The sequence below is a fragment of the Actinomadura sp. KC345 genome (assembly GCF_004348515.1).
Classification (GTDB): Bacteria; Actinomycetota; Actinomycetes; order Streptosporangiales; family Streptosporangiaceae; genus Spirillospora.
Genome location: NZ_SMKH01000241.1, coordinates 1 through 12,791, shown reverse-complemented (window position 1 = coordinate 12,791; position 12,791 = coordinate 1). Strand labels below are relative to the sequence as shown.

The 12,791-nt window shown below is 72.3% G+C and carries 15 protein-coding genes; 7 read left to right on the top strand and 8 right to left on the bottom strand.

Annotated elements, in window-relative coordinates; translation table 11 throughout:
- Positions 1 to 4: 4 nt before the first annotated feature.
- The 5 genes from E1281_RS29910 to sodX all read right to left on the bottom strand — a co-directional run bounded on the left by E1281_RS29910 (position 5) and on the right by sodX (position 4,300).
- Positions 5 to 661 (bottom strand): response regulator transcription factor, encoded by a 657-nt coding sequence (locus E1281_RS29910; RefSeq protein WP_131883065.1) that lies wholly within the window; start codon positions 659 to 661, stop codon positions 5 to 7.
- Entirely contained in the window at positions 658 to 1,833 is a 1,176-nt protein-coding gene (locus tag E1281_RS29905; protein WP_131883064.1) for a histidine kinase, read from the bottom strand. Before E1281_RS29905 ends, E1281_RS29910 begins: the two co-directional genes overlap by 4 nt.
- Positions 1,834 to 1,885: 52 nt before the next feature.
- Entirely contained in the window at positions 1,886 to 2,905 is a 1,020-nt protein-coding gene (locus E1281_RS29900; protein ID WP_131883063.1) for an ABC transporter permease subunit, read from the bottom strand.
- Positions 2,902 to 3,807, bottom strand: a complete 906-nt coding sequence (locus E1281_RS29895) for an ABC transporter ATP-binding protein (RefSeq protein WP_243717553.1) — start codon at positions 3,805 to 3,807, stop codon at positions 2,902 to 2,904. The genes E1281_RS29900 and E1281_RS29895 overlap by 4 nt, the downstream gene beginning before the upstream one ends.
- Positions 3,808 to 3,913: 106 nt before the next feature.
- Entirely contained in the window at positions 3,914 to 4,300 is a 387-nt protein-coding gene (gene sodX, locus E1281_RS29890) for a nickel-type superoxide dismutase maturation protease (RefSeq protein ID WP_243717551.1), read from the bottom strand.
- 186 nt (positions 4,301 to 4,486) lie between these two features.
- Here sodX and sodN point away from each other — a divergent pair, with 186 nt between their 5' ends.
- On the top strand, positions 4,487 to 4,891 hold the full coding sequence (gene sodN, locus E1281_RS29885) for a superoxide dismutase, Ni (protein ID WP_243717550.1): 405 nt from the start codon (positions 4,487 to 4,489) through the stop codon (positions 4,889 to 4,891).
- Positions 4,892 to 4,941: 50 nt separating this feature from the next.
- On the opposite strand, the gene E1281_RS29880 is transcribed toward sodN, so the two are convergent.
- Positions 4,942 to 5,415: a GNAT family N-acetyltransferase gene (locus tag E1281_RS29880; protein WP_131883061.1), complete on the bottom strand. Its 474-nt coding sequence runs from the start codon at positions 5,413 to 5,415 to the stop codon at positions 4,942 to 4,944.
- Positions 5,416 to 5,749: 334 nt separating this feature from the next.
- Here E1281_RS29880 and E1281_RS29875 point away from each other — a divergent pair, with 334 nt between their 5' ends.
- Positions 5,750 to 6,178 (top strand): anti-sigma factor, encoded by a 429-nt coding sequence (locus E1281_RS29875; RefSeq protein ID WP_131883060.1) that lies wholly within the window; start codon positions 5,750 to 5,752, stop codon positions 6,176 to 6,178.
- A 101-nt stretch (positions 6,179 to 6,279) separates the two neighbouring features.
- Positions 6,280 to 7,038: an RNA polymerase sigma factor SigF gene (locus tag E1281_RS29870; protein WP_131883066.1), complete on the top strand. Its 759-nt coding sequence runs from the start codon at positions 6,280 to 6,282 to the stop codon at positions 7,036 to 7,038.
- A gap of 49 nt (positions 7,039 to 7,087) precedes the next feature.
- Here the strand turns inward: E1281_RS29870 and E1281_RS29860 are convergent, their stop codons facing one another.
- Entirely contained in the window at positions 7,088 to 7,666 is a 579-nt protein-coding gene (locus tag E1281_RS29860; RefSeq protein ID WP_207943562.1) for a hypothetical protein, read from the bottom strand.
- Between the two features lie 142 nt (positions 7,667 to 7,808).
- Here E1281_RS29860 and E1281_RS29855 point away from each other — a divergent pair, with 142 nt between their 5' ends.
- Both E1281_RS29855 and E1281_RS29850 read left to right on the top strand, forming a co-directional pair.
- Positions 7,809 to 8,741, top strand: a complete 933-nt coding sequence (locus E1281_RS29855; RefSeq protein WP_347813320.1) for a diacylglycerol kinase family protein — start codon at positions 7,809 to 7,811, stop codon at positions 8,739 to 8,741.
- Positions 8,742 to 9,056: 315 nt separating this feature from the next.
- Positions 9,057 to 9,314: a WhiB family transcriptional regulator gene (locus E1281_RS29850; protein WP_131883058.1), complete on the top strand. Its 258-nt coding sequence runs from the start codon at positions 9,057 to 9,059 to the stop codon at positions 9,312 to 9,314.
- A gap of 6 nt (positions 9,315 to 9,320) precedes the next feature.
- Here E1281_RS29850 and E1281_RS29845 read toward each other — a convergent pair whose 3' ends face one another.
- Complete coding sequence (locus E1281_RS29845; RefSeq protein WP_131883057.1) at positions 9,321 to 10,976, bottom strand: PAS domain-containing sensor histidine kinase; 1,656 nt, start codon at positions 10,974 to 10,976, stop codon at positions 9,321 to 9,323.
- 76 nt (positions 10,977 to 11,052) lie between these two features.
- Between E1281_RS29845 and E1281_RS29840 the strand changes: the two genes are divergently transcribed.
- Together E1281_RS29840 and E1281_RS29835 are read left to right on the top strand one after the other, a co-directional pair.
- Complete coding sequence (locus E1281_RS29840; protein WP_131883056.1) at positions 11,053 to 12,228, top strand: 8-amino-7-oxononanoate synthase; 1,176 nt, start codon at positions 11,053 to 11,055, stop codon at positions 12,226 to 12,228.
- Between the two features lie 112 nt (positions 12,229 to 12,340).
- On the top strand, positions 12,341 to 12,791 hold a 451-nt coding region (locus E1281_RS29835; RefSeq protein ID WP_243717555.1), incomplete at its 3' end, for a GntR family transcriptional regulator.

Below are 12,791 nucleotides of genomic sequence, written 5' to 3'. Positions count from 1 at the left end.
GGCATCATGAGGTGTCGACGAGCCGGTTCTCCCACGCCCAGGTGACGATGCCGACGCGGTTGCGCACCCCGAGTTTGGCCTGGATGCCCGCCAGATGGCTCTTGACCGTACTGAGCGAGATGAACAGCTCCGCAGCGATCTTCTGATTGGTGCGGCCGCGCGCGAGGGCCCGGACGACGTCGAGTTCGCGGTCCGACAGGGGAGGGGGCCGCACGGCGGGCGGCGGCGCCGATCCGGCCGTCAGATGCCGCAGCAGCCGGACGGTGACGGAGGGCGAGACCAGCGCCTCCCCGTTGTGGGCGGCGCGGACGGCCTCGACGAGCAGTGCGGGCCCTGCGTCCTTGAGGACGAAGCCCGCCGCACCGCCGCGCAGCGCCCCGTACACGTACTCGTCCAGGTCGAAGGTGGTGACGACGACGACCCGCATCGGGTCGGGCGCCCGCGGGCCCGCCAGCGCGCGGGTCACCTCGATGCCGTCGAGCCGGGGCATCCTGATGTCCACCAGGCACACGTCCGGGTGCAGCCGCCGCGCCAGGGCAACCGCCTCGGCCCCGTCGGACGCCTCCGCGACGACGCTGATGCCGGGCTGGTCCTCCAGAATCAGCCGCAGCCCGCGCCGGACCATCGCCTGGTCGTCGGCGAGGAGGACCGAGATCGTCATTGGGGCTCCCTGGTGGGGACGGGCACGGTGGGGACGGGCACGGTGGGGACGGGCACGGCCGCCCGCACGGACCAGCCGCGGTCGGGACGCGGACCGGCGCGCAGCGAGCCGCCGAGCACCTCGACGCGTTCGCGCATGCCGATCAGACCGTACCCGCCGCGCTGAGGATGCCGGGCCAGGGCCGCCGGTCCGTCGTCGGCGACCTCGACGGCGACGCTCCCCGCGCCCTGCTCGACGGTGACCGTGACGGACCGGGCCTTGGGCGCGTGCCGCAGGACGTTCGTCAGCGCCTCCTGGGCGACGCGGTACACGGTGGTGGTCACCTCCGGCGGCCATTCGCCGTCCCCGGCCGGAATGCTCAGCCGTACCTCCGGACCCTGCCGTTGGAAACGCTCCACCAGTGCGCCGAGCCGCTCCGGCCCGGGGGACGTCGGCGCCGCGCCGTCGGCGCCGCGTAGCAGCCCGACGACCCGCCGCATCGAGGCCAGGGCGTCGGTTCCGGCGGCCTCCAGCTCCCCGAGGTACTCGCCCACCTGCTCCGGGTTCCGCCGCGCGACCACCTGGGCGCCCTGCGCCTGGAGCACCATGCCCGTGATGTGGTGGGCGACGACGTCGTGCAGTTCCCGGGCCAGCTCCAGCCGCTCGTCCCGCCGGACCTGCTCGGCGACCGCGCGCGTCCGGGCGTCCAGGACCCGCAGCGACAGCCCGGCGGTGACGGCGGCCAGCCAGACCAGGCCGTCCAGCGCCGTCACCGCCGCGAGGCCCGACGGCGGCTCGGTGGCGAGCGGACCGGCGATGATCAGCGCCGGCCCGGCGCAGGTGATGGCGGTGGCCGGTACCGGCGCGAGGGCACGGAGCACGGAGCCGGTCAGCACCGCCAGCCCCAGCGTCATGGCCGGGCTGGGTTCGGCGGGAAGGTCGGAGCCGGCCACGCGGGTCGCCACGATGGCCGCCGCCGCGAGGCCGAGCCCCGCCACTGACGGCCAGAGCGGCCGGCGCAGCCCGAGCAGCGCCGTGAGACACACCGCCGCCGCGCAGACGCTCCCCGGTACCCAGTACCAGGTGCCCCAGGTCTGCGCGATGGCGGCGGCCTGAACGGTGATCGCTGTGAGGAACACGGCACCGAGCCCGGCCACGGAGACGCCCCGGACCCATCCACCCGGAATGGTCACGCCGGCCAGGCTACCGACGTGCCATCCGGTGGTGGACGTGGAAGTGGCCGCTTCAGGCGCGCCGGACACGGCGCAGGGCGATGACAGTGAGGAGCACGCCGGTCAGCAGGTAGAGGCCCGTTTCGGCCAGTTGGAACGACCAGTAGCGGCTGCCGGGCTGGTACTCGATGTCGACATGCAGGTCGAGCGCGGACAGGCACACCGCGGCGTCACCGAACGTGCCGCCGGCGCCGGTCTTGGACGGGGTGTCGAGGCACGCGTTGAACTCCTTCTCGCCGAGCATCCGCCCATCGGCGGTGCGCATCGGGCTGGTGTCGCTGACCCGCGCGTCGGGTGCGCCGGGTACTCGCAGGCCGCTGATGACCGGAGCGCCGGTGATGCTGCCCAGGCTCTTGGCCTGGTTGATGGTCTGTGCGGTCATCGGCAGGGTCGCCTTCTCCGACGGTATGAGGTGCGGCCGCACCATGTTCGGCACCATGACCTGGACGATGATGAAGACGACGCCCGTGATGGCCATCGCCGGAAGCGTCCGTCGTACGAACAGGCCGATGGCGGTGCCCAGGGCGAAGGCTAGGAAGGCGTAGCCGATCGGGACGATGTTGCGGGCACCGAACTCGATCGCGCCGAACCGGTCGGAGGCGACCCGGTCGTACGGGGAGGCCGCCCAGGTGAGCATCAGGGCGGCCAGGCCCGTGAGGGTCATCGCGGCCAGGGCGCCGAACGCCATCCTGCCGATCAGCCAGCGGCGGCGGGTCACGCTCTGGTTCCACACCAGGCGGTGCGTGCCGAGTTCCAGTTCCCGGGCGATCAGCGGTGCCCCCCAGAACACGCCGATCACCACGGGGATCAGCCCCAGCCCGGTGGCCAGGAACAGCAGCGTGTTCCGGTAGGTTCCCGAGAACTGGCTCGCGGCCTGGGCGCAGTCGGCGGCGCCGGCGCACCGGGTCCGGTAGGCGTCGTGGGCGTCCCGGATGTCCATGCCCAGGTACAGCAGGTAGCCGGCGATCAGGACGAGCCCGATGGCTCCGGCGAGCGTCTGGAGGCGGAACTGCCGCCAGTTCAACCAGATCATCGCGCTCCCTCCCCGGCCACGGCGCCAGCACGGGCGGCGGGCGTGTTCGCCCGCGACATGTACGCGAGCACCAGCTCTTCGAGCGTGACGGCCTCGGCCCGGAACGGTAGCTCCGTACCCGGGAGATCGGTGCGCACCACCGCGCTTCCGTGTTCCGCCCGCACGACCTCGGTGCCTGCGGGCAGCCGACGGAGATCGCCGTGCGGCGGGACCAGGCGGTGATGGCCGGCCAGCAGGTCCCGGACGTCGCCGGCGACCTGGATCCGCGCGTCGCACAGCACGATGAGGTGGTCGCAGACCTGCTCGATGTCACCGAGCAGATGCGACGACAGCACGGCGCCGGCACCGAGTTCCGCGACGAACTCCATCAGGTTCGCCAGGAACCCCCGGCGCGCCAGCGGGTCCAGCGCGGCGGCCGGTTCGTCGAAGATCAACAGTTCGGGGCGCTTGGCGGCGGCGATGGTCAGCGCCAGCTGCGCCCGTTGACCGCCTGACAGCCGCCCCGCCTTCTGGGCGGGGTTGAGACCGACCTGCGCGATGCGGCGCGCGGCCATGCCCTGGTCCCAGGACGGGTTCAGGCGCGCACCCAGACGCAGATGGTCGGCCACGCTGAACGAGGGGTAGACGGGGGTGTTCTGCGCGACGAAACCGACCCGGGCCAGGTGCGCGGCGCTCGCCGCCGGTGGCGATCCCAGCACGCGCAGCGAGCCCGACGTCGGTTCCAGCAGCCCGCAGGCCATGTTCAGCAGCGTCGACTTGCCGGCGCCGTTCGGGCCCACCAGGCCCACGATGCGTCCGGCCGGAACGTGCAGATCGACTCCGCTCAGCGCCTCCCGCCGGCGGCCGTATCGTTTCGTCAGTCCCTCGGCGCGCAGCATCGGGACCGGGTTTTCATGTGACATGACCGCATCGTCGTCGACGACACCGCCCCAGGTCACCGGCCCAAAGCACGGTTCGCCCCTGCAGCGGTCGTACTTTCGGCCAGTTCGTCGCCGTCCCCACGAGGGGCTACAGCACGGATTTGACCGGGAGGGGCCAGTAGCGGGCCAGGACGCGTCCCGTCACGAGGGTGTCGGGGACGGGTCCGAAGTCCCAGCTGTCGCGACGGCCCGCGGCCTTCTGGTTGTCGCTCTCCAGCCACCACCCGTCCCCGGACCGGTGGTGGGCGCGCTTGACGACGAGGAGTTCCGGACGCTCCGGATGCCGGGCGACGACGACGTCCCCCGGCGCGGCACGGGCCCCGGTGCGCACGAGCAGCCAGTCCCCCGGCCGCAGGTCCGGCAGCATCGAGTCCCCGCTGACCTCGACGGCCGTCAGCCGCCGCCGCAGCACGGCCGCCGCGAGCACCGCCGCCGTCCCGGCGAGCCCGCACAGCAGGGCTCCGCGCATCCGCATGATCCTCCTCGCCCGCCCGCATAGTTCGCCGGGCGGCGGTCATGAACACTGCCGGAAGGGTTCCGGGCCGCGCCGCGGTCCGGGTCTTAGGCCGAAATACCGAGCGCCCTGGCCGGACGGGCCCAGGGTCACAAGGGTAATGTCGGTGACCTGAGCATGATCCGCAACGAGGGAAGGGATTCGCAGGTGTTTGTCAAGCTTCTGCGCCCGAAGACGACGGTCTCCGCGCACTGCGACCTGCCGTGTGGTGTCTACGACCCGGCGCAGGCCCGGATCGAGGCCGAGTCGGTCAAGGCGATCACCGAGAAGTACGCCGCCAACGAGGACCCCGAGTTCCGCGCCCGGGCGATCCTGATCAAGGAGCAGCGCTCGGAGCTCGTCAAGCACCACCTGTGGGTGCTGTGGACCGACTACTTCAAGCCCCCGCACTTCGAGAAGTACCCCCAGCTCCACCAGCTGTTCAACGAGGCCACCAAGCTCGCCGGCGGTGGCGGCGGCACCAAGGCCACCATGGACACCAAGGTCGCCGACGACCTGCTCGCGAAGATCGCGGAGATCGACAAGATCTTCTGGGAGACCAAGCAGGGCTGACCAGGCCGGACGCCGAGGCCCAGCCGGTCACAGGCTGGGCCTCGGCCGTGTCAGAGCCGGGCGGCCTTGGTGAGGGTGTCACCCGTGAGGCGGTAGACGGTCCACTCGTCCTGGGGCCGGGCGCCCAGGGCCTCGTAGAACTCGATGGACGGCTGGTTCCAGTTGAGGACGGCCCACTCCACCCGCTCGTAGCCGCGTTCGTCGGCGATGCGGGCGAGTTCGGTGAGCAGCCCCTTGCCGTGGCCGTGCCCGCGGACGCCCGGCTCGACGTACAGGTCTTCCAGGTAGATGCCGTGGGTGCCGTTCCACGTGGAGAACGTGAGGAACCACAGCGCGAACCCGACGACCCGCCCGTCCTCATGCTCCGCGACATGCGCGAACGTCTTGGGATCGTCGCCGAAGAGCCCAGCGCGCAACTGCGCTTCGGTGGTCTTGACCTCATGCAAGGCACGCTCGTACTCGGCGAGATCCCGGATCAGCCGCAGGATGTCGCCAACGTCACCCGGCTCCGCAAGTCGAATCACGCAAGCAGACTATTCGACGCCCCCCACTCCCACAGAACCCCAGCTGACGCAACGAACACGACGACCCCAGCCACCAGAGCGACCCCGCAACAACCCCAACAGTCGCGATCGCGTCCGAAGGCAGGTTTCGAGCGAAGCGAGAAACCTGATCGCGCAGCGAGCCGCCAGGCGAGCCGGAGCGATGCAGCGATCGCACCGTAGTTCCCGCCGAAGGGAGGGCCCTCCAGGGCCCGACCGCCAAGGGAACTACAAATAAACACGCGCGCCGTAGGCTCGCGCAGGGGCTCGCAGGCGGTAGTTTCGAAGCAGCGGGACCATCCTGCGAGGGAGTGACGTGACCGAGGAAACCGCTGCAATGCCGACCAGTACGAAGTTGTCCGTCCGCGACGTGGTGACGGTGAAGCTGCCCGCCGCGAGCGCCTACCTGTCCGTCCTGCGGACCGCCACCGCGGGCCTTGCGGCCAGGCTGGACTTCACGCTGGACGAGATAGAAGACCTTCGCATCGCCGTCGACGAGGCGTGCGCGATGCTGCTCTCCCAGGCGGTGCCCGGGACCGATCTCGTGTGCGAGTTCGAGCTGACCGGAGAGGCCATGCGGATCTCCGTCGCGGTGCTCACCGTCGACGGCGAGGAACCCAGCCGCGACACCTTCGCCTGGACGGTCCTGTCGTCGCTGGCGGGCGAGGTCGACGCGCAGGTGGGCGCCGACGACCGGGTCACCGTGACGCTGCAGAAGCGGCGCGGTACGGCGGGGGCCCCGTGACGGAGAAGACGACGACGGAGCAGACGACGGACCCGGAGCAGGTGCCCGAGCCCGCGGAGCCGGCGGTCGCCGAGGTGAGCACCGAGCGGACCGAGAGCGCGGTGCCCGACCGCGCCCGGGCGCGGTCGCTGTTCGAGCGGCTCGCCGAGCTTCCCGAGGGCGACCCCGAGCGCCAGCGCATCCGCGACCAGCTCGTGGAGCTGCACCTGCCGTTGGTGGAGTACCTCGCCCGCCGCTTCCGCAACCGCGGCGAGTGGCTGGACGACCTGATCCAGGTCGCCACCATCGGCCTGATCAAGTCGATCGACCGGTTCGACCTGGAGCGGGGCGTGGAGTTCTCCACGTACGCGACCCCGACCATCGTCGGCGAGATCAAGCGGCACTTCCGCGACAAGGGCTGGGCCGTGCGCGTCCCGCGCCGGCTGCAGGAGCTGAAGCTGTCGCTGACCAAGGCGATCAGCGATCTCGCCCAGCGCGAGGGCCGGGCGCCGACCGTCAGCGAGCTGGCCGCGCACCTGCAGATGAGCGAGGAGGAGGTGCTGGAGGGCCTGGAGTCGGCGAACGCCTACTCCACCGTGTCCCTGGACGCCCCCGACTCCGGCGACGAGGACGCCCCCGCGGTGGCCGACTCGCTCGGCATGGTCGACGAGTCGCTGGAGGGCGTCGAGTACCGCGAGTCCCTCAAGCCGCTGCTGGAGAAGCTGCCCGCCCGCGAGAAGAAGATCCTGCTGCTGCGGTTCTTCGGCAACATGACCCAGTCGCAGATCGCCGCCGAGCTCGGCATCTCGCAGATGCACGTGTCGAGGCTGCTCGCCCGTACGCTCGCCCAGCTACGCGAGGGCCTCACCGCCGACGAATAGCGGTTCCGGCGCCAGGGGCCCGGGGTGACCCGGGGCCTTCGGCGCCGGGTCACTTCTCGGTGGGCTGTTCCTTCAACCGCTCCCTGAGGCGCCGCCCCAGCGATCGCGGCTCCTGCCGCGGCCGCGGCGCCTCTTCGGCGTCTTCGCCGTCGCTGAGGCCGTTCCTGTCACCGTCGCCGATGCCGCCGTCCTCGTCGCCCCCGCCGTCCTCGTCGCCCCCGGCGTCCTCGTCGTCTCCGTCGTCCTCGTCGTGGTCCTCAAGGAGCCAGGCGGTGCTGGGTGGGCTGAGGACGGTGACCAGCGCGAGCACGGCGGCCAGGCCCAGCGGGATCGCGATCGCGGGACGCTCGCTCTGCCACAGCGACCACGCGACCGGCAGCGCGAAGAGCTGGGTCAGCACCGTGGGGGCGCGGCTCCACTGGTCGGCGCGCAGCAGCCCCCGGGCGCAGGCGAGCATGCCGATGCCGCCGCCGAGGGCGAGGACCGTCACCCCGATCGCGCTGGCCGGGTCGACGGCGGCGCCGGCGGCGGTCTCCACGCCGGTGTAGACGCCGAACCCGACGGCGACGAGGCCCTCGGCGGCTTCGAGTGCGGCGGCGGCCCGCACGGTGATCGGACGCTTGGACACAACCAGAAACCCTACTCCCGCGGGGGATCGGGCCGTTCCGGGGGTACGCGGGGTCGTCCCCCGGCAGGAGACCGGCCCGGCCCGAGGGCGAACGCCGGGCGAACACATCGGGAACGATCGATACGCTGGCGCCGTGCGCGCCATGCTCATCGCCAACCCCAAGGCGACCTCCACCTCCCGGCGGGCCCGCGACATCCTGATGCGGGCCTTCACCGGCGACCTCGACCTCGTCCTCGCCGAGACGGGCCACCGCGGTCACGCGACCGAGCTGGCCCGGCAGGCGGCCGTGACCGGCTATGACGTCGTGATCGCGCTCGGCGGCGACGGCACGGTGAACGAGGCCGTCAACGGGCTGCTCGCCGACGGCCCGTCCCCCGACCTGCCGGCGCTGGCGGTGCTGCCGTCCGGCAGCGCGAACGTCTTCGCCAAGGCGCTCGGGCTGCCCGCCGACCCGATCGGCGCGACGAAGTCGGTGCTGGAGGCGCTGCGGGCGGAACGGTACCGGACGATCGGCCTCACCACGGCGTGCCATCCGGGCGGCGCCGAACGCTACTTCACGTTCTGCGCGGGCGTCGGGCTGGACGCCGAGGTCGTCCGGGAGGTGGAGCGCCGCCGTGCCGGCGGGGCCACCGCCTACACCTCCCTTTACGTCCAGACGGCGATCCGGCATTTCTTCTCCGGCACCGACCGGCGGCGCCCCCTTCTCACATTGGAGCAGCCGGGCCGTCCCCCCAGACCGGAACTGTTCCTGGCGCTCATCTCGAATACCTCGCCGTGGACTTATATGAACCGCATCCCGGTGAATCCGAGCCCGAAGGCGAACTTCTCCCGCGGCGTGGACGTGTTCGCGAGCCGTTCGCTGGACGTGGGCCCGACGCTCGGGGCGGTGGCGCAGATGCTCACCGCCCGTAGCCGCCCCCTCCAGGGGCGCCACGTCGTGAACGTGCACGACGCGTCCGAGGTCACGCTCCGCGCGGAGCGCCCCATCGCCTTCCAGATGGACGGCGAGTACCTTGGCGACCATCGCAGCGTGACGTTCCGGTCCGTTCCGAAGGCCGTGCGCATCGTCATTTGAGGCCCCGGCGTCATTCGCAGGCGCATGGTCCACCAGGTGCGAGCCAAGTAACACGCCCGTACCACGGATGTGACACATGCGACATCCATACTTTGAGAATCCTTTCTCAAAGGTCTTGCGCCTGCCGGGACCCCCTGACACGCTCAAAGTGCGTTATCCGAGACAGGGGCCCCAACGCCGTCGGCCTCCCGCTCGCAAACGCCGCCGAACACTGACCCCTGGACCTGGCCACCGCCACCCCGGGCGTTCGCGACATGTGAAATCGTTCACAAAAGTGGAGCTTCTTCTCCACCACCTGACGAAGGAGTGGACCGCATGGACTGGCGCCACCGCGCAGCCTGCCGTGACGTGGACCCCGAGCTGTTCTTCCCGATCGGCAACACCGGACCCGCGATCCTGCAGATCGAAGAGGCCAAGCAGGTATGCCGGCGTTGCGACGTGACCGACGCCTGCCTGCGCTGGGCCCTGGAGTCCGGCCAGGAGTCCGGCGTCTGGGGCGGCATGGGCGAGGACGAGCGCCGCGCCCTCAAGCGGCGGCGCGTCCACAGCAACCCCCTCGGCGTCCGGCGCTGACCGGGTTCAGGTCGTAGCGCCCGGGCGGTGGGCGTGGTCCAGGGGGACGTCGACCACCACCTCCGTGCCGCCGGCCGGGCGCGGGCGGAAGTCCAGGCGGCCGCCCAGTTCGCCGACGATCAGGGTCCGGACGATCTGAAGGCCCAGGCTGTCGCTGCCCTCCACGTCGAAGTCGGCCGGGAGACCGACGCCGTCGTCCGCGATGACCGTGACGAGGCGGCGCCCGGAGTGCGGCTCCTCCTCCGGTGACTCGGCCGCGTGGTCGGCGGCGCCCGGCCAGTCGCCCCAGACCGTCACGCCGCTCGGCTCGCCCGCACCCTCGCCGTAGCGGTGGGCGACGACCTCCAGGGTGCCGAAGCGGTTCGCGAGGCCGTGCTCCAAAGCGTTCTGCAGGAGTTCGGTGAGCGCCATCGCCAGCGGCGTCGCCACCTCGGCGGGCAGGACGCCGAAGCTCCCCGTCCGCTTGGGCGTCACCTTGGTCTCCGGGGTGGACACCTCCGCCGCCATCGTGATCACGCGGTCCGCGATGTCGTCGAAGTCGATCAGCTCGTCGGGGGTGTGCGAGAGGGTCTCGTGCACGATCGCGATGGACCCGACGCGCCGGACAGCCTCGTCCAGCGCCGCCCGCCCCTCCGGGATCTGCAGCCGCCGCGCCTGGAGCCGCAGCAGCGCCGCGACCGTCTGCAGGTTGTTCTTCACCCGGTGGTGGATCTCCCGGATGGTGGCGTCCTTGGTCAGCAGCTCCCGGTCGCGCCAGCGCAGCTCGGTGACGTCCCGGCACAGCACGACCGCGCCGATCCGCGTCCCGCCGACGACCAGCGGGATCGTCCGCAGCTGCATGATCGACCCGCGGGACTCCACCTCCACCTCGCGGGGCGCGCGGCCGGACAGGACGACGCTCAGCGCCTCCTCCATCGGCTCCCCGGTGTCGCACAGGTCCGCGGTGACCTGCCCGAGCGACTCGCCGACCAGGTCCGCGGGGTAGCCGAGCCGCCGGTACGCCGACTGGGCGTTGGGGCTGGCATAGGTGACCCGGCCCGAGCGGTCCAGCCGCATCAGCCCGTCGCCGACGCGCGGCGAGCGGACCATGTTGGGCTCCTCCCCCGGCACCGGGAAGCGGCCCTCAGAGATCATCGTCGCGAGGTCGCTGGCGCTCTGCAGGTACGTCAGCTCCAGCCGGCTCGGGGTCCGGGCGGAGCTGAGGTTGGTGCTGCGCTGGATCACGCCGAGGACCTTCGCTCCGCGCCGCACCGGGATCGACTCCTCCCGGACGGGGATGCCGCTCCCCCACTCGGGGTCGCCCTCCCGGACGATCCGCCGCTCCCGCCACGCCACGTCGATCAGCCCGCGCCGTCCCGTCCGGACGACCTTGCCGACGAGGTCCTCGGGGTAGGCGGTGGGCCCGGTCGTCGGGCGCATCTGCGCGATCGCCACCCAGCCCGGCACGGTGGCGCCGGTGTCGAACGCGCGCTGGGTCCGTCCCCCGCGGGACGTCGCGTCGGCGGGCAGCGCGTCCGCCGAGCGCAGCGGCACCCAGAGCAGCAGGTCCGCGAACGACAGGTCGGCGAGGAGCTGCCAGTCCGACACCAGCGCGTGCAGCCACTCCAGGTCGGCCTCGGTGAGGTCACTCTGATCGCGGACCAGATCGGTCAAGGTAGGCACACGACCATCATCGCCGATCGGACCTGGTGCCGGGCCCGGTCCCCCCGGGCCGCGGGCCGCCTGGCAGGATTCCCGCATGACCGCAGGACGAGACCCCCTGGCCAGGTTCCGGGACGCGGCCGCGCGGCGCGCCGAGGCCGGGCTGCGGCGGACGCTGCGTCCCCGCCCCGGCGGCACCGGAGGGGACGTGGACCTGGCGTCCAACGACTACCTCGGGCTCGCCGGCGACCCGCGCCTTGTCGAGGGCGCCGTCGCGGCGGCCCGCGCGTGGGGCACCGGCTCCACCGGCTCGCGCCTCGTCACCGGGACCACCGAACTGCACGCCGAGCTGGACCGGCGGCTCGCCGGGTTCACCGGCAGCCCGGCCGGGCTCGTCTTCTCCTCCGGCTTCCTCGCCAACCTCGGCGCCGTCACCGCGCTCGCCGGGCCGGGCACGCTCGTCGTGTCCGACCAGGTCAACCACGCCTCCATCGTGGACGCGTGCCGGCTGTCGCGGTCCCGCGTGGTGATCGTCCCGCACCGGGACGCGGCCGCCGTCGAGCAGGCCCTCGCCGAACGCGAGGAGGACCACGCCGTCGTCGTCACCGACGCGGTCTTCTCCGTGGACGGCGACCTCGCGCCGCTGGCGGCGCTGCACCGCGCCGTCCGGGCGCACGGCGCGCTGCTGGTGATCGACGAGGCGCACGCGCTCGGCGTCGTCGGCGACGGCGGCCGGGGCGCCGCCCACGCCGCCGGGCTCGCGGGCGAGCCCGACGTCGTCCTCACGCTCACGCTGTCGAAGTCGCTGGCCGCGCAGGGCGGCGCGGTGCTCGGCGCCCCCGAGGTGATCGACACGCTGGTCGACACCGGCCGGTCGTTCATCTTCGACACCGGCCTGAACCCGCCCGCCGCGGGCGCCGCGCTCGCCGCGCTCGACGTCCTGGAGGCGGACCCGGAGCTGCCCGCCCGTGCCCGCGACCGAGCCCGCCGAATCGCCGGGCTCGCGGCCGGTTCCGGCCTGGAGACCGCCGCCGGTCCCGCCGCCGCCGTCGTCCCGGTGTACCTCGGCGAGCCGCACGCCGCCGTCCGCGCGGCCGGGATCTGCGCCGACCACGGCCTCCGCGTCGGCTGCTTCAGGCCGCCCTCGGTCCCGAAGGGCCGCGCCTGCCTCCGCCTCACCGCACGCGCCACCCTGGACGAGTCGGACCTCACACACCTCGGCGCCGCCCTGGCCGAGGTGGCAACTTCTACCGCCCGTAGTCTTCACACATAACATCGGGGAGAACCGGTGATGAACGTGAGGAGATGCCGTGACGGAGGTCAGGGGCGGGCCCCGGCACGGGGGCGGATTCGAGCACGGATTCGACCGGGCCTCGCTCGGCGACATCGGTAGGCGCCATCCGAATCAGGCACCCCGTATCCCGAAGTACTACAAGCTCAAAGAGCTGCTCGTCGAGCTGATCCAGTCGCTTCCGCCGGGCAGCCCGCTCCCTCCCGAGCGGACGCTCGCCGAGAAGTACGAGACGTCCCGCACCACCGTCCGCCAGGCCCTGGCCGAGCTCGTCGTCGAAGGGCGCCTGCAGCGCATCCAGGGCAAGGGCACGTTCGTCGCCAAGCCGAAGGTCTCGCAGGAACTCCAGCTCGTCAGCTACACCGAGGACATGCGGCACCACGGGCTGCGCCCCGAGACCCGCATCCTGGAGGCCGGCTACGTCAGCGCCGACGAGCGGCTCGCCACCCTGCTCGGCATCCGCCCCGGCGGCCGGGTCCTGCGCGTCCACCGGCTCCGCCTGGCCGACGGCGAACCGATGTCGATCGACACCTCCCACCCTGTCT